At 53.0% G+C, this 24,477-nt stretch carries 28 protein-coding genes; 8 read left to right on the top strand and 20 right to left on the bottom strand.

From position 1 onward, the window contains the following. Positions 1-45: 45 nt before the first annotated feature. The gene (gene typA / locus GYMC52_RS05085; RefSeq protein ID WP_013523315.1) at positions 46-1,890 is read right to left on the bottom strand and encodes a translational GTPase TypA; all 1,845 of its coding nucleotides are present in this window, start codon (positions 1,888-1,890) and stop codon (positions 46-48) included. Positions 1,891-2,008: 118 nt separating this feature from the next. Here typA and GYMC52_RS19580 point away from each other — a divergent pair, with 118 nt between their 5' ends. Continuing rightward, complete coding sequence (locus GYMC52_RS19580) at positions 2,009-2,179, top strand: DUF5325 family protein (protein WP_011230569.1); 171 nt, start codon at positions 2,009-2,011, stop codon at positions 2,177-2,179. A gap of 50 nt (positions 2,180-2,229) precedes the next feature. Here GYMC52_RS19580 and GYMC52_RS05080 read toward each other — a convergent pair whose 3' ends face one another. From GYMC52_RS05080 to GYMC52_RS05070, 3 genes are all read right to left on the bottom strand, one after another. After that, entirely contained in the window at positions 2,230-3,024 is a 795-nt protein-coding gene (locus tag GYMC52_RS05080; RefSeq protein ID WP_013523314.1) for an inositol monophosphatase family protein, read from the bottom strand. A 105-nt stretch (positions 3,025-3,129) separates the two neighbouring features. Continuing rightward, positions 3,130-3,318 carry a hypothetical protein gene (locus GYMC52_RS05075; RefSeq protein ID WP_011230567.1) on the bottom strand — a complete coding sequence of 63 codons (189 nt, stop codon included), beginning with the start codon at positions 3,316-3,318 and terminating at the stop codon, positions 3,130-3,132. A 262-nt stretch (positions 3,319-3,580) separates the two neighbouring features. Next, positions 3,581-4,540, bottom strand: coding sequence for an NAD(P)H-dependent flavin oxidoreductase (locus GYMC52_RS05070; RefSeq protein ID WP_013523312.1), 960 nt, complete (start codon positions 4,538-4,540; stop codon positions 3,581-3,583). Between the two features lie 157 nt (positions 4,541-4,697). Here GYMC52_RS05070 and GYMC52_RS05065 point away from each other — a divergent pair, with 157 nt between their 5' ends. Continuing rightward, positions 4,698-6,170 (top strand): aminotransferase class I/II-fold pyridoxal phosphate-dependent enzyme, encoded by a 1,473-nt coding sequence (locus tag GYMC52_RS05065; protein ID WP_011230565.1) that lies wholly within the window; start codon positions 4,698-4,700, stop codon positions 6,168-6,170. Between the two features lie 114 nt (positions 6,171-6,284). Here GYMC52_RS05065 and GYMC52_RS05060 read toward each other — a convergent pair whose 3' ends face one another. Beyond that, complete coding sequence (locus tag GYMC52_RS05060; protein ID WP_011230564.1) at positions 6,285-6,410, bottom strand: GapA-binding peptide SR1P; 126 nt, start codon at positions 6,408-6,410, stop codon at positions 6,285-6,287. 197 nt (positions 6,411-6,607) lie between these two features. Between GYMC52_RS05060 and GYMC52_RS05055 the strand changes: the two genes are divergently transcribed. Next, the gene (locus GYMC52_RS05055; RefSeq protein ID WP_013145895.1) at positions 6,608-6,988 is read left to right on the top strand and encodes a DUF1885 family protein; all 381 of its coding nucleotides are present in this window, start codon (positions 6,608-6,610) and stop codon (positions 6,986-6,988) included. A 25-nt stretch (positions 6,989-7,013) separates the two neighbouring features. Here GYMC52_RS05055 and GYMC52_RS05050 read toward each other — a convergent pair whose 3' ends face one another. The 5 genes from GYMC52_RS05050 to pdhA all read right to left on the bottom strand — a co-directional run bounded on the left by GYMC52_RS05050 (position 7,014) and on the right by pdhA (position 12,403). After that, entirely contained in the window at positions 7,014-7,256 is a 243-nt protein-coding gene (locus tag GYMC52_RS05050) for a hypothetical protein (protein ID WP_011230562.1), read from the bottom strand. Positions 7,257-7,518: 262 nt separating this feature from the next. Continuing rightward, positions 7,519-8,931 (bottom strand): dihydrolipoyl dehydrogenase, encoded by a 1,413-nt coding sequence (lpdA, locus tag GYMC52_RS05045; RefSeq protein ID WP_013145896.1) that lies wholly within the window; start codon positions 8,929-8,931, stop codon positions 7,519-7,521. 4 nt (positions 8,932-8,935) lie between these two features. Further along, positions 8,936-10,240, bottom strand: coding sequence for a dihydrolipoamide acetyltransferase family protein (locus GYMC52_RS05040; RefSeq protein ID WP_013145897.1), 1,305 nt, complete (start codon positions 10,238-10,240; stop codon positions 8,936-8,938). 72 nt (positions 10,241-10,312) lie between these two features. Beyond that, on the bottom strand, positions 10,313-11,290 hold the full coding sequence (gene pdhB / locus GYMC52_RS05035; protein WP_011230559.1) for a pyruvate dehydrogenase complex E1 component subunit beta: 978 nt from the start codon (positions 11,288-11,290) through the stop codon (positions 10,313-10,315). A gap of 3 nt (positions 11,291-11,293) precedes the next feature. Further along, positions 11,294-12,403 (bottom strand): pyruvate dehydrogenase (acetyl-transferring) E1 component subunit alpha, encoded by a 1,110-nt coding sequence (gene pdhA, locus GYMC52_RS05030; protein ID WP_013523311.1) that lies wholly within the window; start codon positions 12,401-12,403, stop codon positions 11,294-11,296. A gap of 527 nt (positions 12,404-12,930) precedes the next feature. Between pdhA and def the strand changes: the two genes are divergently transcribed. After that, complete coding sequence (gene def, locus GYMC52_RS05025; RefSeq protein WP_011230557.1) at positions 12,931-13,485, top strand: peptide deformylase; 555 nt, start codon at positions 12,931-12,933, stop codon at positions 13,483-13,485. A gap of 52 nt (positions 13,486-13,537) precedes the next feature. Here def and GYMC52_RS05020 read toward each other — a convergent pair whose 3' ends face one another. After that, complete coding sequence (locus tag GYMC52_RS05020) at positions 13,538-14,320, bottom strand: Cof-type HAD-IIB family hydrolase (RefSeq protein WP_013145899.1); 783 nt, start codon at positions 14,318-14,320, stop codon at positions 13,538-13,540. A gap of 176 nt (positions 14,321-14,496) precedes the next feature. Here GYMC52_RS05020 and GYMC52_RS20155 point away from each other — a divergent pair, with 176 nt between their 5' ends. The 3 genes from GYMC52_RS20155 (at position 14,497) to rnjA (ending at position 16,657) form a co-directional block, all read left to right on the top strand. After that, positions 14,497-14,631 (top strand): hypothetical protein, encoded by a 135-nt coding sequence (locus GYMC52_RS20155; protein ID WP_014195339.1) that lies wholly within the window; start codon positions 14,497-14,499, stop codon positions 14,629-14,631. Between the two features lie 146 nt (positions 14,632-14,777). Next, the gene (locus GYMC52_RS05015) at positions 14,778-14,993 is read left to right on the top strand and encodes a DNA-dependent RNA polymerase subunit epsilon (protein WP_013145900.1); all 216 of its coding nucleotides are present in this window, start codon (positions 14,778-14,780) and stop codon (positions 14,991-14,993) included. Beyond that, positions 14,990-16,657, top strand: a complete 1,668-nt coding sequence (rnjA, locus tag GYMC52_RS05010) for a ribonuclease J1 (protein WP_011230553.1) — start codon at positions 14,990-14,992, stop codon at positions 16,655-16,657. Before GYMC52_RS05015 ends, rnjA begins: the two co-directional genes overlap by 4 nt. A gap of 71 nt (positions 16,658-16,728) precedes the next feature. On the opposite strand, the gene GYMC52_RS05005 is transcribed toward rnjA, so the two are convergent. From GYMC52_RS05005 to fadH, 9 genes are all read right to left on the bottom strand, one after another. Next, entirely contained in the window at positions 16,729-17,391 is a 663-nt protein-coding gene (locus tag GYMC52_RS05005; protein WP_013145901.1) for a potassium channel family protein, read from the bottom strand. 165 nt (positions 17,392-17,556) lie between these two features. Beyond that, positions 17,557-17,799, bottom strand: coding sequence for a YkuS family protein (locus tag GYMC52_RS05000; protein ID WP_013523310.1), 243 nt, complete (start codon positions 17,797-17,799; stop codon positions 17,557-17,559). A 55-nt stretch (positions 17,800-17,854) separates the two neighbouring features. Beyond that, positions 17,855-18,988, bottom strand: coding sequence for an N-acetyldiaminopimelate deacetylase (locus tag GYMC52_RS04995; RefSeq protein ID WP_013523309.1), 1,134 nt, complete (start codon positions 18,986-18,988; stop codon positions 17,855-17,857). A 59-nt stretch (positions 18,989-19,047) separates the two neighbouring features. Further along, positions 19,048-19,758 (bottom strand): 2,3,4,5-tetrahydropyridine-2,6-dicarboxylate N-acetyltransferase, encoded by a 711-nt coding sequence (gene dapD / locus GYMC52_RS04990; protein ID WP_011230549.1) that lies wholly within the window; start codon positions 19,756-19,758, stop codon positions 19,048-19,050. 196 nt (positions 19,759-19,954) lie between these two features. Beyond that, positions 19,955-20,428: a cyclic-di-AMP-binding protein CbpB gene (gene cbpB / locus GYMC52_RS04985; RefSeq protein ID WP_011230548.1), complete on the bottom strand. Its 474-nt coding sequence runs from the start codon at positions 20,426-20,428 to the stop codon at positions 19,955-19,957. A gap of 102 nt (positions 20,429-20,530) precedes the next feature. Next, on the bottom strand, positions 20,531-20,734 hold the full coding sequence (gene abbA / locus GYMC52_RS04980; protein WP_013145903.1) for an antirepressor AbbA: 204 nt from the start codon (positions 20,732-20,734) through the stop codon (positions 20,531-20,533). A gap of 186 nt (positions 20,735-20,920) precedes the next feature. After that, the gene (locus GYMC52_RS04975) at positions 20,921-21,154 is read right to left on the bottom strand and encodes a hypothetical protein (protein WP_013523308.1); all 234 of its coding nucleotides are present in this window, start codon (positions 21,152-21,154) and stop codon (positions 20,921-20,923) included. A 48-nt stretch (positions 21,155-21,202) separates the two neighbouring features. Further along, positions 21,203-22,420: an EAL domain-containing protein gene (locus GYMC52_RS04970; RefSeq protein ID WP_013145905.1), complete on the bottom strand. Its 1,218-nt coding sequence runs from the start codon at positions 22,418-22,420 to the stop codon at positions 21,203-21,205. Between the two features lie 213 nt (positions 22,421-22,633). After that, entirely contained in the window at positions 22,634-23,401 is a 768-nt protein-coding gene (fadH, locus tag GYMC52_RS04965; protein WP_013523307.1) for a 2,4-dienoyl-CoA reductase, read from the bottom strand. A gap of 143 nt (positions 23,402-23,544) precedes the next feature. Between fadH and GYMC52_RS04960 the strand changes: the two genes are divergently transcribed. Further along, positions 23,545-24,414, top strand: a complete 870-nt coding sequence (locus GYMC52_RS04960) for a metallophosphoesterase (RefSeq protein WP_013523306.1) — start codon at positions 23,545-23,547, stop codon at positions 24,412-24,414. The last annotated feature ends 63 nt before the right edge of the window (positions 24,415-24,477 follow it).

Below are 24,477 nucleotides of genomic sequence, written 5' to 3'. Positions count from 1 at the left end.
TTTTCGATTGTTCGCAAACCAAAGACGCGCGCATGGCGCTTCCGGCTATTTCGCCTGCTCAACCGCTTTCTTTTTCTTCTCCGCCTTTTCACGCTCGCTTTTATTCAAGATTTTTTTGCGCAACCGGATCGAGGCTGGCGTCACTTCACAATATTCATCATCATTCAAATACTCGAGCGCTTCTTCAAGCGTCAACAGACGCGGCTTTTTCATCGTCACCGTCTGTTCTTTCGTCGATGAACGCATGTTGGTGACATGTTTTTCGCGGCAAATGTTGACGACCAAGTCGTTTTCGCGGTTATGCTCGCCGACGATCATCCCTTCGTACACCTCAGTGCCCGGCTCAACAAAAATGGTGCCGCGATCCTCAAGTTGCATGATGCTGTAAGCCGTCGCCTTTCCGGTTTCCATCGAGACGAGCACCCCTTGGCGGCGGCCGCCGATTGCGCCAGGCTGCACGGGGGCATAATGGTCAAACGAATGGTTTAAAATTCCATATCCGCGCGTCAACGACATAAATTCACTCCGATAGCCGATCAAGCCACGCGACGGCACAAGGAAGACGAGACGCACTTGCCCGTTGTCGCCGTGCACCATATCGACAAGCTCGCCCTTGCGGCTGCCGAGCGACTCCATGATCGCTCCCGTATATTCCTCCGGGATGTCAATGACGACCCGCTCGATCGGCTCGCACGTGACACCGTCAATCTCTTTTAGAATGACTTCCGGCTTCGATACTTGCAGTTCGTATCCTTCGCGGCGCATGCTTTCAATCAAAATCGCCAAATGAAGCTCCCCGCGGCCGGAGACAATCCACGCATCCGGCGACTCGGTCGGCTCAACGCGCAGACTGACATCCGTCTCCAGCTGGGTGCGAAGCCGCTCCTCCAGCTTTCTCGCCGTCACGTATTTGCCTTCGCGCCCCGCAAACGGGCTGTTGTTGACGAGAAACGTCATTTTCAACGTCGGCTCATCGATGCGAAGCGGCGGCAGCGGCTCTTGATGATCGGGCGGGCAAACCGTTTCACCGACATTGATGTCCTCCATCCCGGCGACCGCGACGATGTCGCCAGCGTGCGCTTCTTCAATCTCAATCCGCTTCAACCCAATAAAACCAAACAGCTTCGTGACACGAAACATCTTGACGGCACCGTCGCGCTTTAAAAGAGCAACTTGCTGGCCTGTTTTCATCGTGCCGCGGAAAATGCGGCCGATGCCGATGCGTCCGACATATTCATTATAGTCGAGCAGCGCCACTTGAAACTGCAACGGTTCGTTGCGGTTGTCCGCCGGCGCCGGAATATGCTCGATGATCGTCTCAAACAAGGCGGTCATGTCACCGTCCTGGCGATCCGGATCGAGGCTTGCCGTCCCGCGCAGCGCCGATGTGTACACGACTGGAAACTCGAGCTGCTCCTCAGAAGCACCAAGTTCGATAAACAGGTCGATCACCTCATCGACAACTTCCGCCGGCCGAGCAAATTCGCGGTCGATTTTGTTGACGACGACGATCGGCACAAGCTGCTGCTCAAGCGCCTTTTTCAGCACAAACCGCGTCTGCGGCATGCAGCCTTCATACGCATCGACGACAAGCAAGACGCCGTCGACAAGGCGCATGATCCGCTCCACTTCCCCCCCGAAATCAGCGTGTCCCGGCGTATCCAAAATGTTGATGCGCGTTCCTTTATACAAGACAGCAGTGTTTTTTGCCAAAATCGTAATGCCGCGCTCCCGCTCCAGATCGTTGCGGTCAAGCGCCCGCTCCGCGACTTGTTCGTTTTCGCGGAACGTCCCTGACTGCCGAAGCAGCTGGTCAACGAGCGTCGTTTTCCCATGGTCGACGTGAGCGATGATCGCGATATTGCGAAGATCGATTCGTTTGTTCGTCAATGTCGGTCACTCCTGTTCGGCAAACTGCTTGTCTATTATATCACAACCGATAGAAAATCGGCATGTTTTCCGGTACACTAGAAAAAGACGCCCACTTTGCCAGAAAGGAGTCAACCCAATGAAACGGATCGAGCCTGTACCGCTGTTGCTCGCCATTCTTGCCGTCGCCGCCATCATGGCGATCGGCGTCTTCATCGCCGAGCAAAGTTTGATCGGCATCGCCGCTTCCACGCTCATCTTTATCGCCGCCATGGGCGCCGGGTTCGCCCATAAAAAACGGACGCGTTGAAAAACGGGACAAGCTGGATGCTTGTCCCGTTTTCGCGATTTCGCGCCTCATCAATCGTGAAGATAGCGCCGCAAAATTTCTTCGTGCACCCCAGGTTTCGCAGCAAGCACCGAATTGCGGCCAAGCAGATCCAGCGGCTTCCCGTCAAGGGTCGTCACCATTCCGCCCGCTTCTTCAATCAAAATCATCCCGCCGGCGAAATCCCACGGCGACAGGCGCGGCGAAATGTAGGCGTCCAAACGGCCGGCGGCAACATACGCGAGCTCAAGCGCCGCTGAACCATACGAGCGCGTGCCGCGCGCCTCTTTCGCCAGCCTCATGAGCGGGCGATGGTCGAGGCGCTTGTTTTCCATGAGCCATGTCCCGTTGATGGCGATGATCGACTCCGCCACTGGCGCGGGCTGCAGGAGGCCGAGCGGCTCCCCGTTCAAAAACACCCCCCGCCCTTTTTGCGCCGCATACAGTTCGTCAAACACGACGTCATACACGTAGCCGAGCTGCCCGATGCCATCTTCAAAAATGCCGATCGATACAGCAAAATGGCGCCGCTGATGAACGAAATTCATCGTGCCGTCGATCGGGTCAATCACCCAAACAACGCCGTCCAAGGCATCGATCCGGTCGCCAAATCCTTCTTCCCCCAACAGGCGGTGGCTAGGGAACTGGCGGCGGATGTGCTCGGCGAAAAACTGCTCAATGGCGCGGTCAACATTCGTCACTAAGTCGTTCGGGTTCTCTTTCGCTTCCACCGTCAGCTGTTTGGCAAACGAGGCGCGGATGCGCTTTCCTGCTTCGTCGATCCATTGCCGGGCGTATCGGTCGATTTCTTCCCATTTTTCTGCCATATTGCTTCCTCCTGCCTTCGGTTATGTATAGATCGCAACCGGAACGGGGGCGGACACCGCTCAAGAAAAAAACGAACCGGAAAGATGGTTCGCCTTGAATCAGAATCATACTTGAAGGCGCATCAGTTCTTGGCGCAGCTTTTCAAGCCGCCGTTTGCACTCTTTTTTCTTTTCTTCATCGTTTTCCATCATGGCCTCGTACAGCGTCGCTAATTCGTAATCGAGTTCGAGCCGCAACACCGCCATGCGTTTGTCTCCATCTGGCCGCTTCAGCGAATTGGCGGTTTTTTTCATATTCGTCCGCACCCCTTTCCCTATCATCCGCTAAACTTCCGGCGCCCGTCACGAATGTGCTGCTTCATTTTGTTTTATATTATATTATTATGTGGAAAAAGGGGTGTATGCAACTAATTTGTGCGTTTACCTACCGCGCTTCCGTTGTGGCTCGAATTATACCACAGCGATAATCCCAGGGGAACTATGACCATCAATGATTTCTTGTGTTGACCAGTCGTAGGAAAATGGACAGGAATAACCCATTGTTCCACCTCCACCGTTAGTTTGCCCAACGGCGCCGAATTTGTTCCGCCTCTTCCATCATGCGGGCAAACAACTCAGCGACGGACGGAACGTCGTGAATGAGCCCGATCGCCTGCCCGGCCCAAGCGAATCCTTCGTCCACCTTTCCATCGTAAATGAAGCGCCGGTTCGCTTCTCCGCTAATATATTCTTTTAAATCATCATACGTACCGCCTTGGCGCTCGATTTCCAATATTTTTTCCGCCCAGGCGTTGGCCAGCACCCGCCCTGGCGCCCCGAGCGACCGTTTAATGATGACCGTATCGTTTTCGGTGGCGTTGAGAATCATTTCTTTATATGCGGGATGAGCATGAACGCATTCTTTCGTGGCGATAAACCGCGTTCCCATCTCAATCCCTTCCGCTCCAAGCGCCAATGCCGCCATCAACCCGCGTCCATCGGCGATGCCGCCCGAGGCGATGACCGGAATCGATACGGAGTCAACGACTTTCGGAATGAGGACGAACGTGCCAGTATCGTATTTGCCGAGATGCCCGCCCCCTTCCTGACCGACGACCATCACCGCATCAGCACCGAGCTCCTCTGCTTTCACTGCCTGGCGGACGGCGGCAACGAGCACGAGCTTTTTCACGTCCGTTCCTTTCAATTGTTCAAAAAACGGCGCCGGATTGCCGCCGGTGACCGAAACGACCGGCACCCCCTCATCAAGCGCTGCTTCAAGCATATGAGCAAACGGGCGGCCGTGCTGGCCAATGGCGAAATTGACGCCGAACGGCCGATCGGTTTTTTCCTTCACCTTGCGGATTTCCTCGCGCAGTTGCTCCGGTCCATCGAGCGACATCGCCGTAATTTGTCCGAGCCCACCGGCGTTCGAGACCGCTGCGGCCAAATCAGCGTACGCCAAGTAAGCGAGCCCCCCTTGAATGATCGGATATGTAATGCCGAGCAGCTCTGTCACCCTCGTTCTCCATTTCATTTCGATAACGCCCCCTTTTTGTTTTGTCTTTCTTTTATTTCTCTCTTGAACCGCTGTTTTCCTTTTTCAGCGTCCATTCATTTCTTCTTTGCAAACGGAAAAATCCATGCTATAATGCACTTGTTTTATCCTCGAGATAAAGAGGTGTGAAAAACCATTGTCGCAACTCGAGACACCATTGTTTACCGGTTTGTTGGAGCATATGAAAAAAAATCCGGTTCAATTTCACATTCCCGGCCATAAAAAAGGGGCCGGCATGGATCCGGAGTTTCGCGCTTTCATCGGAGACAACGCCTTGGCGATTGATTTAATCAACATCAGCCCGCTCGATGACTTGCACCATCCAAAAGGGATGATCAAACGGGCGCAGGAGCTCGCTGCCGAAGCGTTCGGCGCCGATTATACGTTTTTTTCCGTGCAAGGAACGAGCGGCGCCATCATGACGATGGTCATGTCGGTCGCCGGGCCGGGCGATAAAATCATCGTGCCGCGCAACGTCCATAAATCGGTCATGTCGGCCATTGTCTTTTCTGGAGCGACGCCGATTTTCATTCATCCCGAAATCGACAAGGAGCTTGGCATTTCCCATGGCATTACGCCGCAAGCAGTGGAAAAAGCGCTCCGCCAGCACCCGGACGCCAAAGGGGTGCTCGTCATCAACCCGACGTACTTTGGCATTGCCGGCGATTTGAAAAAAATCGTCGATATCGCCCACTCGTACAACGTTCCGGTGCTTGTCGACGAAGCGCACGGCGTGCACATTCATTTTCATGAGGACTTGCCGCTCTCAGCGATGCAAGCGGGCGCTGATATGGCGGCGACAAGCGTCCATAAGCTCGGCGGATCGCTGACGCAAAGCTCGATTTTGAATGTGCGCGAAGGACTCGTCTCCGCGAAACACGTGCAGGCGATTTTAAGCATGCTGACGACGACTTCAACGTCGTACTTGTTGCTCGCTTCGCTTGATGTCGCCCGCAAACAGTTGGCGACGAAAGGGCGTGAACTCATCGACAAAGCCATTCGACTCGCCGACTGGACGCGCCGGCAAATCAACGAGATTCCATATTTGTACTGCGTCGGCGAAGAGATTTTAGGCACGGAAGCAACGTACGACTACGATCCGACAAAGCTCATCATTTCGGTTAAAGAGCTCGGGCTGACCGGCCATGACGTCGAACGGTGGCTGCGCGAAACGTACAACATTGAAGTCGAGCTTTCCGATTTATACAACATTTTGTGCATCATCACCCCGGGCGATACCGAACGGGAGGCGAGCCTGCTCGTTGAAGCGCTCCGCCGCTTGTCGAAGCAGTTCAGCCATCAGGCAGAGAAAGGGATCAAGCCGAAAGTGCTCCTTCCGGACATCCCGGCGCTCGCCTTGACGCCGCGCGATGCGTTTTACGCCGAAACGGAAGTCGTGCCGTTTCACGAATCGGCCGGCCGAATCATCGCCGAATTTGTGATGGTGTATCCGCCTGGCATTCCAATTTTTATTCCAGGCGAAATCATCACGGAAGAAAACTTGAAGTATATTGAGACGAACTTGGCTGCCGGCCTCCCTGTCCAAGGGCCGGAAGACGACACGCTGCAGACGTTGCGTGTCATTAAGGAATATAAACCGATCCGCTGACCGCACAAGCCGGTTTGCCTGGCTTGTGCTTGTTTGCCAAAAATAAACGGCGCGCATGTGACTTGTCGACATGCGCGCCTCTATCCGTTCCTTTCCCCCATCGGTTTGACCGTTTTATTCTTTTTCTCCGCCCTCATTGTCATGCTCGCAGCAATCACATTTCCCATAAAGCGTTGTCACTTTTTCATCTTCGAAATACGCAATCGTCGCATCACACGTTTGACATACGATCGTGCCCATCCCCAAAACCCCTTTGTGATGATAAATTCGCTTGTTGATTTCATAATAATATATCACATTTCAATTGTCAATCCTAATTTGTATATCACATTTAATAAAAAAGAACTTTTTTGAAACCGCTCTTTTTCCATTTATTGTCCGCCAACATATGGTACAATAAGGATAAAGACGCAATGGAAATGGTGGGAGGGGAAGGAATGATGAACACCGATCTAAAGCTGCCTGCGGGGAAAACGATGACCATCGAGGACGTCAAACAGCTGCTCGAGCGCTACCAGATGGCGCTCAAAAAGACAGGGGAACAGCTTGGTTGGGCGTACGAACAGGCCGCTTTCCCGTATACGGTCCGCATACACGAATCCGTTCTCTACTTGCAAGGCGACGGCCGTTTGTACAAAGGGATGGCGATTTCCGTGCGAACAGCTGGAGAAGAGACATTCATTGACATCGCACTGCCGCCGGGGGCGACGCATGGGGATAAAGGGAAGGCCAATGAATTCAGCAAATGGCTGGCGAAAACGCTCGGCGGTGAACTGCACTTGTTCAGCGGCCGGACGATGGTGTTTGGCAGCGCGTAAACAGCGGGCATTCGACCGCTGTTTTTTATTGAACGGCCTGCCAAATGACATGCTGACCGGCAAAGTACACCGCCGCCGTCCCAATCGTCGTCAGCGCCGCCTTGCGCGTCGCCAAGCCGAGCTGGCGGGCCAGCAAAAACGCGATGTACATAAAGATGCACAGCATCAGCCCGCGGAAAAACAGGCGGTCTCTTCCTGACAGCCACTCGATCAATGAGAAACTGCTCCAAATCATCATCTGCATCAAAAATGCAACGTAAGCTTTCATTTCAACTCCATCTCCCGCTTGTTCTTTACCATAACGATATGAAGCGAGAGCGGAAAATAGTATGGGAAATTGGACAAGAAATGGACCAGGCCGCTTCTTTGGACAAAAGACTGTCGACCGAGCGCAGCAACAGGCGAACATACAGCTGCCGCCGCAGATTCATTTCTTTTCTGCCAATCATCTTGCTTCTGGATGATGTTCCCTGCTTATTGCACCGCAGAAAAAAGGTGCCCCGCTGTGTTTGGGGCACCTTCGTTTTCCGTTACTTCGCAATGATATGAATCGGCGTGCCAAGCGCCACTTCCGCCGCTTCCATGGCGATTTCGCCAAGCGTCGGATGGGCGTGAATCGTCAAGGCGATATCTTCCGCCGTCATGCCGGCTTCAATGGCCAGCCCAAGCTCGGCGATCATATCCGAGGCGTTCGGGCCGATGATTTGCGCTCCAATCACAACGCCGTCTTCTTTGCGGACGACAAGCTTCAAGAAGCCGTCCGTATCGTTGAGCGACAGAGCGCGGCCGTTGGCGGCAAACGGGAATTTCGCCGTAATGACGTCGATGCCTTCCTCTTTCGCCTGTTGTTCAAAGTAGCCGACCGAGGCGCATTCCGGATCGGAGAAGACCACAGCCGGAATGGCGATGTAATCCACTACCGACGGATGGCCGGCGATGGCTTCCGCCGCCACTTTCCCTTCATACGACGCTTTATGAGCAAGCGCCGGGCCTGGAACGATGTCGCCGATGGCGAAAATGTTCGGCACGCTTGTCCGGCATTGTTGGTCCACTTCAATCAAGCCGCGGTTCGTCATTTTGATGCCGATTTGTTCAAGACCAAGTTCATCTGTATTCGGTCGGCGGCCGACCGTCACCAACACATAGTCGGCGTCGATCGTTTTCGTTTCGCCGTTCGCCTCATACGTGACCGTCACGCCGTCTGCACGCTCTTCGGCTCCTTTTGCGAGCGCATTCGTCACAACTTCGACCCCTTTGTTCTTCAGACGGCGCTTAATGATGGACACCATTTGCTTTTCAAAGCCGGATAAAATCTCACCGGCCCCTTCAAGAATCGTCACTTTCGCACCAAAATTGGCGTAAGCCGTACCGAGTTCGATGCCGATGTAGCCGCCGCCGATGACAACGAGCGATTTCGGGATTTCCCCGAGGTTGAGCGCACCGGTCGAGTCGAGAATGCGGCCGGAAAACTTGAAGTTCGGCAGCTCGATCGGACGCGAACCGGTGGCCAGAATCGCGTTTTTAAACGTATACGTCTGCGCGCTGTCGCCGTTGACCACGCGCACCGTATTGGCGTCGACGAAGTACGCTTCCCCTTTGACAATGTCAACTTTGTTGCCTTTGAGAAGTCCTTCGACGCCGCCCGTCAATTTTTTGACGATGCTCGCTTTCCATTCTTGCACTTTCGAGAAATCAACCGTGACGTTTTCCGCCTTGATGCCCATCTCGTCGGAATGTTTCGCCTGCTCGTAGCGATGGCTTGCCGAGATGAGCGCCTTGGACGGGATGCAGCCGACGTTTAAGCAGACGCCGCCCAAATTTCCTTTTTCCACAATCGTCACTTTTTGGCCGAGCTGTGCGGCGCGGATGGCGGCGACATAGCCGCCAGGGCCGGCGCCAACGACGAGCGTTTCTGTTTCAATTGCAAAATCGCCAACTACCATCGTTTTACGCCTCCATTAATAATAATTCTGGATCGCTTAACAGCTGCTTGATATGGTTGAGCGCTTTTTGCGCTGTCGCTCCGTCGATCATCCGATGGTCAAAGCTCAACGAGAGCGCCAAGACCGGAGCAGCGACAATTTCACCGTCGCGGACGATCGGTTTTTCCGCAATGCGGCCGATGCCAAGAATCGCCACTTCCGGATGGTTGATGACCGGCGTAAACCATTGCCCGCCGGCTGAGCCGATGTTCGTGATCGTGCACGATGCGCCTTTCATTTCGTTTGGCATCAGTTTGCCTTCGCGCGCTTTTTCAGCGAGTTCGTTGATTTCCTTCGCCAGCGCGAAAATCGGCTTCCGGTCGGCATGTTTAATGACCGGCACGAGCAACCCTCGATCCGTATCAGCGGCGATGCCGATGTTGTAGTAATGCTTATGAATAATTTCCTCCGTCGCATCGTCGATCGACGTATTCAGCACCGGATATTCACGCAGCGCGGAAACAAGCGCTTTGACGACATACGGCAAGAACGTCAGCTTGATGCCTTTTTCCGCGGCAATGGCCTTGAATTTTTTTCGGTGAGCAACAAGCTTCGTCACATCGGCTTCGTCCATCAGCGTCACGTGCGGGGCCGTATGTTTCGAATGCACCATGGCCTTGGCGATCGCCCGACGGATGCCGCTCATTTTCTCGCGCGTTTCCGGGAATTCGCCTTCCGGCACAACCGGTTTCGCCGCTGGCGCTTGCGGCGCTGCCTTCTCTTCCGCCGCTTGCGGCGTCGGCTCAGCCGCGGCTTTCGCGCCGCCGGCGAGGAAGGCATCAATATCTTCTTTCAAAATGCGGCCGTTTTTCCCCGTGCCTTGGACGAGGCGGATATCGACGCCTTTTTCACGCGCATATTTGCGCACAGACGGCATCGCGATGACGCGGCGGTTCGGGTCGGCTTCCGCTTCGGCCGCCGGTGCGCTCGGAGCAGCGGTCTCAACCATTTCCTTTTTCGACACCGTTTCCGCTTTTTCCTCTTTTTTCACTTCTTCGTGTTCTTGTCCTTTAAACGTCATGTTTTCATAGCCCGGCGCATCGAGCGTAATGAGCGTTTGCCCAACCGTCGCCACCGTTCCTTCCGGGACGAGAATCTCAAGCACTTTCCCCTTGACAGGAGATGGGATCTCGACGACCGCTTTGTCGTTTTGCACTTCGCACAACACGTCGTCTTCGTTCACTTCATCGCCCGGCTTGACGAACCATTTGACGATCTCGCCTTCGTGAATGCCTTCGCCAATGTCCGGCAGCTTAAATTCAAATGCCACTGTAGGTCGACCTCCTATCGTTTGCCGAAAATGAGCGGGGGAAGGCGCTTCGCTCCCCCGGACTTGTCCACATTAGAAGTTGATCACTTTTTTCGCCGTCTCGATCACGTCTTTAAAGTTCGGCAGCCACACCGATTCTGCTTGAGCGAACGGATAGACGGTATCCGGCGCGGCGACGCGCAATACAGGCGCCTCAAGGCTTAAAATCGCGCGCTCGTTAATTTCAGCAACGACGTTGGCGGCGATGCCGGCTTGCCGTTGCGCTTCTTGAACGACGATGGCGCGGCCCGTTTTTTCGACCGAACCAATGATCGTCTCAATATCGAGCGGCTGCACGGTGCGCAAGTCGACGACTTCGGCAGAAATGCCTTCTTTCTCTAATTCTGCCGCCGCCTTTAACGATTCATGCACCATGGCCCCGTACGCGATAATCGTAATGTCTTTCCCTTCACGCTTAATGTCTGCTTTGCCGATCGGAATTGTGTACTCTCCTTCCGGCACCTCTTGTCGGAACGAACGGTACAGTTTCAAATGCTCAAGGAAAATAACCGGGTCGTTGTCGCGGATCGCCGAGATGAGCAATCCTTTCGCATCATACGGCGTCGACGGGATGACGACTTTCAAGCCCGGCTGTTGGGCGACGAGTCCTTCTAAGCTGTCTGAGTGCAATTCTGGCGTATGGACGCCGCCGCCAAACGGCGAACGAATCGTAATCGGAACATGGTAGCGGCCGCCAGTGCGGTAGCGGATGCGCGCCATTTGTCCGCAAATCGCATCCATCGCCTCATAGACGAACCCGAAAAACTGAATTTCCGGCACCGGGCGAAACCCTTGCAAAGCCAAGCCGATCGCCAAACCGCCGATCCCCGATTCGGCCAGCGGCGTATCAAACACACGTTCTTCGCCAAACTCAGCTTGCAGCCCTTCGGTCACCCGGAATACGCCGCCGTTGACCCCAACGTCTTCGCCAAACACCAGCACGTTCGGATCGTTTCTCATCTCGATGCGCAGCGCATCGGTGATCGCTTGAACCATTGTCATTTGCGCCATGGCTTACTTCGACTCCTTCTCTTTATAAATTTCATACTGCTCTTTTAAGTTCGCCGGCAGCTCTTCGAACATGATGCTGATTAAGTCGGTCACTTTTTGTTTCGGCGTTTCGTCCGCTTTTTTGATCGCTTCCTTGATGTCCTCTTTCGCCTGCTCGATGACGCGGTTTTCTTCCTCTTCGCTCCATAAACCTTTCGCTTCTAAAAACTTGCGGAAGCGGACAAGCGGGTCTTTTTTCGCCCATTCGTTTTCGAGTTCTTTCGAACGATAGCGCGTCGGATCGTCGCCGGACATCGTGTGCGGACCGTAGCGGAAGCAAAGCGTTTCGATGAGCGTCGGCCCTTCGCCGTTAATGGCGCGTTCGCGGGCTGCTTTCACCGCGGCGTAGACCGCAAGCGGATCCATGCCGTCGACCTGAATGCCCGGAATGCCGGCAGCGACCGCTTTTTGCGCCAATGTTTTGGCGACCGTTTGCTTCTCCACTGGCGTCGAGATGGCAAAGCGGTTGTTTTGCACAACAAAGATGGCCGGTGCCTTAAACGCCCCCGCGAAGTTGATCCCTTCATAAAAGTCGCCTTGCGATGTGCCCCCATCGCCGGTATATGTAATGGCCACCGCCTTTTTGCCCCGCATTTTCAAACCGAGCGCCACGCCGGCCGCTTGAATGTATTGAGCCCCGATAATAATTTGCGGCGGCAAGACGTTGACGCCTTCAGGAATTTGATTGCCATGAAAGTGGCCGCGCGAGAACAAAAACGCTTGATAAAGCGGAAGCCCGTGCCAAATGATTTGCGGAACGTCGCGATATCCCGGCAAAATGAAATCTTCTTTCTCAAGCGCAAAATGGCTGGCGATTTGGCTCGCTTCTTGCCCGGCGGTCGGCGCGTAAAACCCGAGTCGGCCTTGGCGGTTCAACGAAATGGAGCGCTGGTCGAGGATGCGCGTATACACCATGCGGCGCATCAGCTCTTTCAGCTGCTCATCGCTTAACTCCGGCATCGCCTCTTCGTTGACGATTTCGCCTTCTTCATTCAAAATTTGAAACGTCGGGAACTGCTCGGCTACTTTCTCGAGCTGCTCCGCAAATCGAAACTGGGAGGTTTTCACACCCATGTTATTCACCTCTGCCTTTCATTAGAAATTTTAGAAATGAGAATACATTCGCCCATATACTATTAATGTACCCAAAATGAAAGAGAAATAAAAAACGGCCGCCATCCGGCGCCAACGCAAGCAACAAAGGCGCCGAAATCTGTTTCACTATTTTTCAAGATTGAATTAGTACAATACGCATTTGCAAGTTTTAGTTTACACGTTCTTGGATCAACCGTCAACGACTTTGATTTCTCATGTTTTTCCGCTTTATCTTTTGGGTGAAATTGGAATTGGTAATATTCCGCCCACAAACTGTTATATTACATTCCTCACCATCTGTACGAGTACTGTATTATATTTTCACAAAATACAAAACACACAGTGGCTTGACAAGATAATGAAAACGTTTTCTCGAATTTGTCTTATTGTTTTCCTTATACTCGAATAATATATTCGTGCGGTTGCGTTTTTATTTACGATCGATGCTCATTTTGTTAGACTAAACGATAGACAGCGATGCCAAACGTAGGGAGTGAACGAAGCGAATGATCACGATGAAGGACATCATCAAAGAGGGGCATCCGACATTGCGGAAAATCGCCGAACCCGTTCCGTTGCCGCCTTCAGAGGAAGATAAGCGCATTTTGCAAAGCTTGCTTGACTACGTGAAAATGAGCCAAGACCCGGAGCTGGCAGCTAAATACGGCCTGCGGCCCGGCATTGGCCTTGCCGCCCCGCAAATCAACGTCTCAAAGCGGATGATCGCCGTCCATGTCACCGATGAAAACGGGACGCTGTACAGCTACGCCTTGTTCAATCCGAAAATCGTCAGCCATTCCGTCCAGCAATGTTACTTGACGACCGGGGAAGGCTGCCTGTCGGTCGACCGCGACGTGCCGGGGTATGTGCCGCGCTATGCCCGCATCACGGTCACCGGAACGACGATCGACGGCGAAGAAGTCACACTGCGCTTGAAAGGGTTGCCGGCCATCGTCTTCCAACATGAAATCGATCATTTAAACGGCATTATGTTCTATGACCGCATCAACCCCGATGACCCGTTTCAAGTGCCGGACGGAGCGATTCCAATCGGGCGCTAAAAAGCCCGCTGTCAATGGCGAGCGGCCTCGCCGAAAAGGCCAAGGCCGCTTTTTATCGGATGAGCTGCAGCTGTTTCAATCCATACCAAATGCCTTCCTTATCGACCGGCTTCGTAACGAAGTCGGCGACCCTTTTCACTTCCTCATGGGCGTTGCCCATCGCCACCCCGGTTCCGACGAACGAGAGCATTTCAATATCATTCAATCCATCGCCGAACGCGTACACATCCTTCTTATCGATCCCGAGCTTTTCGATCATCATGCGGATGCCTTCCGCCTTCGAGCCCCCTGCCGGCAGCACATCCGTCGAGACGTCGTGCCAACGGACGAAGCGAAATTCGGGATAGTTGCGCACATACGGTTCTTCTTCCTCGGCGCGGCAAAACAGAAGCGCTTGGTAAATGTCTTTGTTCTCATAATAAAGAGGGTCGACAGGCGGGTGGGCGAATTTTAGGCTCGCCATGCTGACGTGGATGTGCGGATGGTCGCTGATGCTCGCTCTCATTTTCTCCGCATCCATAAAGACGAGCGGATGGCCGTTTTTGTGGGCTTCCTCCGTCAGCGCCCTGACTTTCTCGCGCCGGAGCGGCTGCTTGTATAGCACATTCCCTTCAAAAACGACGTATTGGCCGTTGAAACTGACGAACGAATCGATGCCAAGCTGTTTGCGCACATGCTCAAACATAAACGGAGCGCGTCCGGTGGCGATGGCGACATAAACGCCCGACTGCTTCAGGCGGCGAACCGCTTCGATCGTTGACAGCGGCAGCTGCTTTTGCTCATCAAGAAGCGTGCCGTCGATGTCGAAAAAGACGATTTTTCTGCCCACGTTCACTTCCCCTTGTAAAAAAATTGTTCATTGTTTACCGTACTGAAAAACGCCCGGAATGTCAACCAAGAGGCACGATCTGTTCCATTTTTACCCATGAAAAACAAACCTCCGCCTACATATCATATATAATAGAACATTTACTTTCGCCGCAAAATGAGTACAATAAAAGGTAAGGAGTGATGAAACATGTTGAAAAAGCTGAAAAAAAAGCTGCTTCAACAGTGGAAAGACCTGCTCCGGAAAAAATTGATCGCCTGACCGTTACAACAACAGCCCTTCCATTCGAAGGGCTTCTTTCCCACTTTGGCGAATAAAGCGGGCAACATTCGTCAAAGATGATGCATATCGTCGGCACATCTCACGCCTGTTTTTTGCTTTTGGCAACAAAATACATGAAAAGAACGTTACATTCTTATATAATAGATAGAGCAACCATTGTACGATAAGGAGAGATTTCACGATGATTTTCAAAGTGTTTTACCAAGAAAACGCAGACGAGGTGCCCGTGAGAGAAAAAACGAAAACACTCTACATCGAAGCAGAATCAGAGCGGGATGTACGCCGAAAACTCGAAGGCCGTCCGATCAATATTGAGTATATTCAGCCGTTAGAGGGAGCGCATCTAGAATACGAAAAGAAAAGCCCGAACTTTCAAGTATTGGAGATTTCATCATGAAGCTGTTGACAGACCAGCAAGTTGGCGTTTTTGCCCTCGGCGGACTGGGTGAAATCGGAAAAAATACATACGGCGTACAATTCCAAGACGAAATCATTGTCATTGACGCAGGCATTAAGTTTCCGGAAGATGAGCTGCTTGGGATCGACTATGTCATTCCAGACTACTCCTATTTAGTGAAGCACGCGGACAAAGTGAAAGGACTGTTCATCACCCACGGGCACGAAGACCATATCGGCGGCATTCCGTATTTGCTCCGGCAGGTGAACATCCCGATTTACGGCGGCAAATTAGCGCTTGGGCTGATTCGCAATAAGCTTGAGGAACATGGATTGTTGCGCCAAGCGAAACTCATTGAGATTCGCGAAGACGATGTCATCCGCTTCCAAAAAACGGCCGTCACCTTTTTCCGGACGACACACAGCATTCCGGACAGCTACGGTATTGTTGTGAAAACGCCAGTCGGGCAAATCGTTCACACTGGGGATTTTAAATTCGACTTTACGCCGGTCGGCGAGCCGGCCAATTTGACAAAAATGGCTGAAATTGGGAAAGAAGGAGTTCTTTGCCTGCTGTCGGACAGCACGAACAGCGAGATCCCGCATTTTACGATGTCGGAGCGGCGCGTCGGTGAAAGCATTCACGACATTTTCCGCAAGGTGGAAGGACGCATCATTTTCGCCACATTTGCATCAAACATCCACCGTCTCCAACAGGTGACGGAAGCAGCCGTCGCCAACAACCGAAAAATCGCTGTCTTCGGTCGAAGCATGGAAGCGGCGATTGAGATCGGACAAGACCTCGGCTATATCAAATGTCCGAAAGGCACGTTCGTCGACGCGAACGAAATCAACCGCCTGCCGGCCAACCGGGTGACGATTTTATGCACCGGCAGCCAAGGGGAGCCGATGGCCGCCTTGTCGCGCATCGCCAACGGCACGCACCGGCAAATTCAAATCATCCCGGGCGACACGGTCGTCTTTTCCTCATCGCCGATTCCGGGCAACACGGTGAGCGTCAACCGGACAATCAACATGCTGTACCGCGCCGGCGCAGAAGTCATCCATGGCCCGCTCAACGACATCCATACGTCCGGCCACGGTGGGCAGGAAGAACAAAAATTGATGATCCGGCTGATGAAGCCGAAATATTTCATGCCGATCCACGGCGAATACCGCATGCAAAAAATGCACGCCAAGCTCGCCATCGACTGCGGCGTGCCGGAGGAAAACTGCTTTATTATGGACAACGGCGAAGTGCTTGGCATCAGCGACAAAGAAGCGCGCATCGTCGGCAAGATCCCGTCCGGCTCCGTCTACATCGACGGCAGCGGTGTCGGCGACATCGGCAACATCGTCTTGCGCGACCGCCGCATTTTGTCTGAGGAAGGGCTCGTGATTGTCGTCGTCAGCATCAACATGAAAGAGTTCAAAATCGCCGCCGGCCCGGACATTATTTCTCGCGGCTTCGTCTATATGCGTGAGTCAGGTGACTTAATCAGCGAAGCGCAAGTGTTGATCTCCAAGCATCTCGAAAAAGTGCTGGAACGGAAAACGAACCAATGGTCGGAGATCAAAAACGAAATTACGGAAACGCTCGCTCCGTTCTTGTACGAGCGGACGAAACGGCGGCCAATGATTTTGCCGATCATCATGGAAATCTAAAGAAAAAAGGGCGTCCTTGCAAAAGGATGCCCTTTTTCCGTCATCATCATGCACAGGCCGCCTGCCAGCCGTCAACCGACCACTTTTTCCTCAAACCGGTCAATGTCGCTGTCAGCGCCGATGACGACCAACACGTCGCCTTTGCGGATGATTTCCGAAGCGAGCGGGGAGACGATCACGCTTGCTCCACGCTTGATGGCGACGATGTTGATGCCATAGCGGGCGCGGATGTCAAGCTCCAAAAGCGAATGGCCGTCAAGCCGCTCGCTTGCCACGATTTCGACAATGCTGTATTTGTCCGACAGCTCCAGATAATCTAGGACGTTGTTGGAAATCAAATTGTGAGCGATCCGCTCGCCCATGTCGCGCTCTGGATGCACGATTTGATCAGCGCCGATTTTTTTCAGCACTTTCTCATGGTAATCGTTCGTTGCCTTGACCGTAATATGGTTGACGCCGAGCTCTTTTAAAATCAGGGTCGTCAAAATGCTCGCCTGGATGTTGTCGCCGATCGCGACAATGACATGGTCGAAGTTGCGGATGCCTAAACTTTTCAGCACGTTTTCATCGGTCGTGTCGCCGACGACGGCGTGCGAAGCGATCGACGCAAACTCGTTTACCCGGTCTTCATCAATATCAATGGCCAATACTTCCATCCCTTGTTCGCTCAGCGTTCGGCAGATGCTGCCGCCAAAGCGCCCGAGGCCGATGACGGCAAACTGTTTCTTTTTCATTGACACTCCTCCATCGTTGATCAAGCATTGTTTCTTCCCCTTATTTTAGCAAAAAAGAAAAAGGAACGAAAACGTTCTTCGTTCCTTTTCCATTCCTTTACGCTATGCGATTTTGCCATTTCGCCAAAAACGGGCTGCCAGCGCACACAGCCCGAATGTTCGACATCAGCGAAGTTTTTCTTCGACTTTTTGGCAAATCTCGTCCGCGGTGAGCCCGCTCGCTTCAATGACCGGACCGGACGTCACGATGTTGTGAATGCCGACGATATTGGCGTCCAGGCCGGTAATGACGCAGCAGTCGCAGCCTCTTGCGTCTTGCTCCCCTCGGAGCGGCACAACGTCATATCCTCGCTCTTTCAACGCTTCCTGTACGTCCGTCAACGATGGCTCAACACCAATTTTCGCCATCACAATCCACCTCCTCACACTCATTAATGTGTGTTGCTAGAGGCGGAACTATACTTCATTCTGCGTTTCCTTTCCATGAAAAATAGTCGATTAAAAACGCGATGGCGCGGTCGATCGCTTCCTCGTTCGGAGCCAGTTTTGCATGGTGCAGCCCATATGGCGAATCAACACCGAGCCAAAACATAAATCCAGGAATTTCCGCCAACATATAGCCGAAATCTTCGCCAGTCATCGCTTCTTTGCAACGGATCACATTCACGCCGCCGTGCCCCTTGGCAAACTTCATAAATTCCGCTGTCAGATCCGGATCGTTGTACACTTCATGGTACATGGCACCGTAATCGATGGATGTTTCACATTCGTACGCGACTTCAATGCCATGCACGATCGCTTCAATCCGCCGCTTCACCTTCTGCATCGCTGCAGTCGACAGCGTCCGAATCGTTCCTTCGAGCCGGGCGTGCTCCGCAATGACGTTTTGCACCGTCCCGCCGGCAATTTTTCCGATCGTAATGACCGCGCTGTCAAGCGGATCGACGTTGCGGGCGACGATCGACTGCAGCTGCGTCACCAATGCGCAGGCGGCGACGACCATGTCATTCGCTAAATGCGGAAACGCCGCGTGGCCACCTCTTCCCTTCAAATCAATAAACAGCTCCGACGTATTGGCAAACAGCAGCCCTTCTTTCGTTGCAATCGTACCGACTGGATATTCCGGCGCAATATGCAAGGCGACGATCATATCCGGCTTCCATTCCCGCATGATGTCGCTTTCTAACATTGGCTTTGCTCCGCCCGGTCCTTCCTCGGCCGGCTGGAACACAAACAGCAAATCATCTTCCAATGGATGATGAGCAAAATGGGTGAGCACGCCAAGAGCGATGCTCATATGCACATCGTGGCCGCACGCGTGCATGTGCCCTTCATGTTTCGACCGATACGGCAAACCAGTCTCCTCACGAATCGGCAGCCCGTCCATATCGGCGCGGTAGCCGATCGTTTTGCGCGGCGATGTTCCGTTGACTTTGACGAAAATCCCGGTTTTCCACGTCCGGACTTGAAGCCGCTCTTGCGGCAGGGACTGGATATAGCGAAGCAAATATTGCTGCGTCTTAAGCTCCTGAAACCCAAGCTCCGGAATTTGATGCAAGTCGCGGCGAATGGCGACAAATGGGCTGATCGCAGACATCGTCTCTCCTCCATGGGTAAAAAAGCTGTCCTCATGTGAAGGGACAGCTTTTATGATGATTATAATTGGCGAAGCTCCTGCTTAATCTCCGTTTTCGCCCGCGTTTGCTCGTCGATCTGCTTAATGACGCGCGCCGGCACGCCGGCCACGACCGTATACGGCGGCACGTCTTCGACAACAACGGCGCCGGCAGCCACAACCGCTCCTTTGCCGACCGTGACGCCTTCCAAAATAACGGCATTCGCCCCGACGAGCACATCGTCTTCAATGACGACCGGCTTGGCTGATGGCGGCTCGATCACGCCTGCCAACACCGCGCCGGCGCCGATATGGCAGTTTTTCCCGACCGTCGCCCGGCCGCCGAGCACCGCGTTCATGTCGATCATCGTTCCTTCGCCGACGACGGCGCCGATATTGATGACCGCTCCCATCATAATGACGGCGTTGTCGCCGATTTCGACATGGTCGCGGATGATAGCGCCCGGCTCAATGCGCGCCTTGATGCCTTTCAAATCCAGGAGCGGAATGGCCGAGTTGCGGCGGTCGTTCTCGACGACATAGTCCTCGATTTTGTCTTGATTCGCTTCGATTGCCGCTTGAATGTCTTGCCATTCGCCAAACACGACGCCGACGTTGCCGGTAATAAACGTTTTCGCGCTTGAGCCGAAATCGATGCCTTCGAGATCCCCTTTTATGTATACTTTGACTGGTGTCGATTTTTTGCTGTTTTGAATAAACGAAATGATTTCATTGGCGTCCATCATCTTCATGGGCGATATCCTCCTTTACACCTGTATTCTTTTTTACTTTAGCAAAACAGAGATCATTGTGACAAGCACAAATTCATCGAGCAAAATGCTGTAAATATCTTCTCGAAGGCTTGTACTTGCGGAAGTTGCCACGCAGCTTCCGAACTGATCAGCCAAAGCCAGCTGCTCTTGTTATTGCACACGATTACCTTTCTGCTCATTGTTCAGCTTCTTTTCGGCCTAGCTTCCGGCCGCCATTAGGCCTGTGCAGCTGTTTATTCAGTTGCTTCAGTACTTCCCGTCGAGTGAAAATGCCTGCAAAATAGCCGTCGTCATTTTCCACACACACGAACGGATGGTTGACAATAAGCCCCACTGCCTTCATCAGGCTGTCGTCAAGCCGCAGGCGCGGAATGTTTCGGTTCATCACTTCTTCAACCTTCATCGTCTCGAGACGTTCAAATTCGATGCGCTCCAATCCTAAAATTGCATCCATCATCATCGTCATGCTGATGAGCCCGTGAAGCTTATAAGATGTGTCCAATACCGGAATCGCCGAATAGCCGGTTTTCGTCAGGACGAGCAGCGCATGATCCAAATAATTTCCCGGCTGCACATGCGCCACTTTATCCGCCGGAATCAGAAATGGCTTGACAGTCATTTGCATGAATTCATTGTGTTCCCATGTCATGCCGATGTTCCGCCTTTCTTCTGCATCTTCTCCTCTCCACACTGTTATCATACCATAAAAAAGACTATCGCTTCCTGCGATAGCGATAGTGCACAACAATTTTTATCCTTCCTCTTCCTCTGTCAACAGGCGGTCGTATAAACGCAACAGCTGCCGGTACCGGTGTTCATCGACCTCCTTGTCTCCGTTTTCGATATCCGCCAGCTCGGAGCGGATGAGCTCGAGTGCATATTGCTGGCTGAACAAAACGTCAAGCAATAACGCCGCTTCCTCGCCCGACAGCCTTGTCGGCAGCCGCTTCGTCATCTCCATTCCCCCTTTGCCTCTTCCGCTTCCATATATATTCGCCGGCAAAGGAAAAAAGTCATGGAAAAAACCGTCATTTCCAAGCGACCAAAAAACGGTTTTCTCTCCTTAAAGCAGACAGATGCGCGACATTTTGTGCATGGCAACTATCAAAAAAGGTGCCCCCTCTGTTGGGACACCTTCTGCTCAATAATATCGAAGCGCCAAATAACCGATGGCAAACACAGCGAGCAAGACGGCGAGCACATACGCAAGCAACATTGGGTTGCGCAAATAGGCATGCTCCTCGACCGCCTTGGGGATCGGTCCGTCAAGCTCTCCTTGCCAGCGCTGCTGGCGGCCGAGACGGACCGTATAGATAAATCCAATCACCGCAATCAATACAGAAAGGACAGATAATACGAAAGTCAGCTGTGCCATACGTTTCACCTCATGCTTACTTTGCCGCAATGAGGCGATTTTATGCAGTCAATAATGGGCGTCATGCTCAAACAAATAGCTGTACGACAAGTCAATAAACAAGTAATGGCGCTCATCGATCGGATACGAATACGTCCGGATCGTTTCCCCTGTTTCAATATCCGTGTATAAATCGGACAAAATCCCTCTTCGGCGCGAGCGCATGCGAATAATGTTTTCCAAAAAATATGGGCGCCAGCTCCAGTTTTTCATATAATATTGCGGCTGAAGCTCCCACCGGCCGCCGCGCTTGAACATATTGCCCGACTGCTGGAAGCCGTCCTCATCACAAACATAAATGCGGAAGCAAACATCGTCGAGCTCGCCGGCCAACAGGGAAATGAGCTCGTTAAAATCGGCGGCTTTTTTGTATTTGCCAAGCAGCGCGCTGATCCGCTGCTGAAACTGCTCAGCAATTTGATACAGCGTTTCAAGCTTTTTCTTTTCCTGCTGGATGAAGCGATGGCACTCTTGGCGGAGCAAGTCTTTCAACAAATCGCGCGGCACAACCTCAGGCGCCGGCTTGGCCAAATAATACCCTTGATAATAGCGGCCGCCATGCCGCCAAGCATACTGAAGCTGAAATGACGTTTCGATGTCCTCATACAGGAGCGTCGCTCCGATTTTGCGCGCCAACAGCGAAATCGAGTGAACGATTTCCTGGTATGCTTGATGAACGGACGTTTTCCGCAATTCACGCAAATCGATTTTTAAAATGTCAGGCGACAAGACGCCGATTCGCTCAAGATGAATGCTATGTTCGGCGATGTTGTCGACCGCCACTTTAACGCCGTATGTACGAAGATACGTCAATAAATGGCTGAGCTGATCGACGTCTCCCTTGAAATGCTGCTCGTTGATTTCCAAAACGATGCGGCTTAGCGCCAACCCTTTCGCTTCGTAGGTGAGAAGCAGCTGCAAAAACGACTCGCCGCGGTCAAGCATCAGCAAGTTGGCATCACGGTTTAAAAAAATGAGCAGCGTTTGATCATCAAGCGACAGAAAATAGTCGAGCGCTTTTTTCGTGATCACATCATCCACTTCGATGCGAAATTCTTCTGGAATGGTTTCATCGTGAAAAAACGGCCCAAGGCTGACCGGCCCTGTTTCCGTTTGAAACCGACCGAGCACTTCATAGCCGACGACCCCATGCTCATCGGCGCTGAAAATCGGTTGATAGTGCGGAATCACTTGCGGCAAGTTGGCCATAACGTCTAATGCATCCATCGTGCCCACCTCATTCCCATCGACCATCTTTGCCTTTATTATAGCATAATTGCCCAATCGTTCCTGACGTAAAAAAGCGGCTCCCCTGACAGCAGGGAATCCGCTTGTGACAAAAGCCGTTACGTGCAATGAGCCGGTTGCCCGCGATAAATGAAGAAATACCGCCTGCAATCCCTTTTGGGTGAGGACCATCTTGCTTTACGGCAAATTTGATTAAAACGGCCGCCGGTTCAGCCATTGGCCGCCGTCGACTGTAATGCAAGCGCCGTTAATGTAAGCGGCTTCATCCGAAAGCAAAAACGAGGCGACCGCCGCGATTTCTTCCGGCGTCCCGAGCCGCCCGAGCGGCACGCTTTCCAACGTCATCCGCTCCGCTTCCTCTGATTCCCAAAGCCGCTCCGCCCCGCCGGTCCGTTCGATCGGTCCGGGAGCGATCGCATTGACGCGGAAGCCGTACTTTTTCCCCCATTCCACAGCAAGCGTGCGCGTCATTGCCAGCACTCCAGCCTTGGCGCTCGCTGAATGAATGACCCCGGCGCCGGCATGCCAGGCATATGTCGCAACGATGTTGATAATGTTCCCTTTCAAGCCGCGCTGAATCCAGTAGTTGCCGACTTCCCGGCTGCAGTAAAACGTGCCGTTTAACACAATGTTAATGACGCTGTTCCAGCCGTTGATCGACAACTTTTCCGCCGGGCAAATGAAATTGCCCGCCGCATTGTTGATGAGGGCATCGATGCGGCCGAATTCCGCATCAGTCCGCTCCACCATGTGCGCCACTTGTTCCGGGTTGCGCACATCCATCGGGATCGTAAGCACTTTCCCTCCATCCGGCGCGGCGATTTCCCGCTTGGCCTCTTCGAGCGCCTCGGCCCGCCTTCCCGTAATGACGACGTTGGCCCCCTCAGAAACAAACCGCTTCGCCATATATTTCCCCATTCCGCTCGACCCGCCGGTCACAATGATCACTTTTCCGTTCATCCATTTCTCCTCCTATGACTGATTACTCATTCATTTCTATCATATCATAAAATAGCGGAATATTCGAACATTATTGTTCCCCTATTGTCCTTCTCTCCCCCTTTTCGTTATAATAAAGCTACTTGTGAAAGGACGGCGAAACGATGCACCATATCGAAACAACCAAACTAAGCCGGCGCGCCTTTTTGAAAAAGCTGGCGCGCACAAGTTTCAGCGCAGCGCTGGCGATGGCAGCCGCCTCTGGATACGCCCGCTGGATTGAGCCAGCCGAGCTGACCGTGACGCACCATGCGCTGTCGCATCCGCTGATCCCAAAGTCGTTTGCCGGCGTCAAGCTGCTGCAGTTCAGTGATCTCCATCTCGGCCATTATTACGGCTTGGAACGCTTTTACCGCATCATGGGCCGCATCAACGAACTCGGGCCCGATCTCGTCGTATTCACAGGCGATCTGCTCCATGAGGCGAACCGGTATCCGCACGTCGACGCGGTCGCTGAGGCGTTGGCCGGCGTCCGCGCTCCTCTTGGGAAATTTTGTATTTACGGAAACCATGATCACGGCGGCTATGGAACAGATATTTACCGTCGATTGATGGAACGAGCCGGGTTCCGCGTTCTCGTCAATGAGCATGCACTCGTCCGGCGCGGCCACGGGGCGATCGCGATCGCCGGCAGCGACGATATGATGCTCGGACGCCCGGACTGGTCGAAAATGACGAACGGCATTCCGCGGGCGACATATACGATCGCCCTCGTTCATGAGCCGGACGGTGCCATTGAGGCTCGCCGCTTCCCTATTCACGTTCAACTGTCTGGCCATAGCCACGGCGGGCAAATTCAGTTGCCGTTTATCGGACCGCTCATCACGCCGCCGTTGTCCGAGCGGTATTATGAAGGGTTTTACCACGTCGGCGGACTCTTGTTGTACGTCAACCGCGGCCTTGGCACGACGCGGGTGCCGCTTCGCTTCTTCGCTCCGCCGGAGTTGACCGTTTTTTCTCTTGCTCCCGGCTAGAAGTAGGACAAACCGGCCAACAACGCTGCTTCCTATGTTATAATAGAAAGAAAAAAGAAAAAA

The organism is Geobacillus sp. Y412MC52 (genome assembly GCF_000174795.2).
GTDB lineage: Bacteria > Bacillota > Bacilli > Bacillales > Anoxybacillaceae > Geobacillus > Geobacillus thermoleovorans.
This window is presented reverse-complemented; position numbering and strand designations above follow the sequence as displayed.

Coding starts and splice junctions, on each gene's coding strand:
- rnjA (WP_011230553.1), top strand. CDS start 14,990: ATGAAGCTGTTGACAGACCAGCAAGTTGGCGTTTTTGCCCTCGGCGGA.
- GYMC52_RS04995 (WP_013523309.1), bottom strand. CDS start 18,988: ATGTCTGCGATCAGCCCATTTGTCGCCATTCGCCGCGACTTGCATCAA.
- GYMC52_RS19580 (WP_011230569.1), top strand. CDS start 2,009: ATGAAACGGATCGAGCCTGTACCGCTGTTGCTCGCCATTCTTGCCGTC.
- GYMC52_RS05075 (WP_011230567.1), bottom strand. CDS start 3,318: ATGAAAAAAACCGCCAATTCGCTGAAGCGGCCAGATGGAGACAAACGC.
- pdhA (WP_013523311.1), bottom strand. CDS start 12,403: ATGGGTGTGAAAACCTCCCAGTTTCGATTTGCGGAGCAGCTCGAGAAA.
- GYMC52_RS05055 (WP_013145895.1), top strand. CDS start 6,608: ATGATGAACACCGATCTAAAGCTGCCTGCGGGGAAAACGATGACCATC.
- fadH (WP_013523307.1), bottom strand. CDS start 23,401: ATGAACGGAAAAGTGATCATTGTGACCGGCGGGTCGAGCGGAATGGGG.
- pdhB (WP_011230559.1), bottom strand. CDS start 11,290: ATGGCGCAAATGACAATGGTTCAAGCGATCACCGATGCGCTGCGCATC.
- GYMC52_RS05050 (WP_011230562.1), bottom strand. CDS start 7,256: ATGAAAGCTTACGTTGCATTTTTGATGCAGATGATGATTTGGAGCAGT.
- GYMC52_RS05005 (WP_013145901.1), bottom strand. CDS start 17,391: ATGAAAAAGAAACAGTTTGCCGTCATCGGCCTCGGGCGCTTTGGCGGC.
- dapD (WP_011230549.1), bottom strand. CDS start 19,758: ATGAAGATGATGGACGCCAATGAAATCATTTCGTTTATTCAAAACAGC.
- GYMC52_RS05070 (WP_013523312.1), bottom strand. CDS start 4,540: ATGAAATGGAGAACGAGGGTGACAGAGCTGCTCGGCATTACATATCCG.
- abbA (WP_013145903.1), bottom strand. CDS start 20,734: ATGACGAAGCGGCTGCCGACAAGGCTGTCGGGCGAGGAAGCGGCGTTA.
- GYMC52_RS04970 (WP_013145905.1), bottom strand. CDS start 22,420: ATGGATGCATTAGACGTTATGGCCAACTTGCCGCAAGTGATTCCGCAC.
- GYMC52_RS04960 (WP_013523306.1), top strand. CDS start 23,545: ATGCACCATATCGAAACAACCAAACTAAGCCGGCGCGCCTTTTTGAAA.
- GYMC52_RS20155 (WP_014195339.1), top strand. CDS start 14,497: ATGAAACATGTTGAAAAAGCTGAAAAAAAAGCTGCTTCAACAGTGGAA.
- GYMC52_RS05060 (WP_011230564.1), bottom strand. CDS start 6,410: ATGGGCACGATCGTATGTCAAACGTGTGATGCGACGATTGCGTATTTC.
- def (WP_011230557.1), top strand. CDS start 12,931: ATGATCACGATGAAGGACATCATCAAAGAGGGGCATCCGACATTGCGG.
- lpdA (WP_013145896.1), bottom strand. CDS start 8,931: ATGGTAGTTGGCGATTTTGCAATTGAAACAGAAACGCTCGTCGTTGGC.
- cbpB (WP_011230548.1), bottom strand. CDS start 20,428: ATGACATGGGAACACAATGAATTCATGCAAATGACTGTCAAGCCATTT.
- GYMC52_RS04975 (WP_013523308.1), bottom strand. CDS start 21,154: ATGGCACAGCTGACTTTCGTATTATCTGTCCTTTCTGTATTGATTGCG.
- GYMC52_RS05015 (WP_013145900.1), top strand. CDS start 14,778: ATGATTTTCAAAGTGTTTTACCAAGAAAACGCAGACGAGGTGCCCGTG.
- GYMC52_RS05000 (WP_013523310.1), bottom strand. CDS start 17,799: ATGGCGAAAATTGGTGTTGAGCCATCGTTGACGGACGTACAGGAAGCG.
- GYMC52_RS05080 (WP_013523314.1), bottom strand. CDS start 3,024: ATGGCAGAAAAATGGGAAGAAATCGACCGATACGCCCGGCAATGGATC.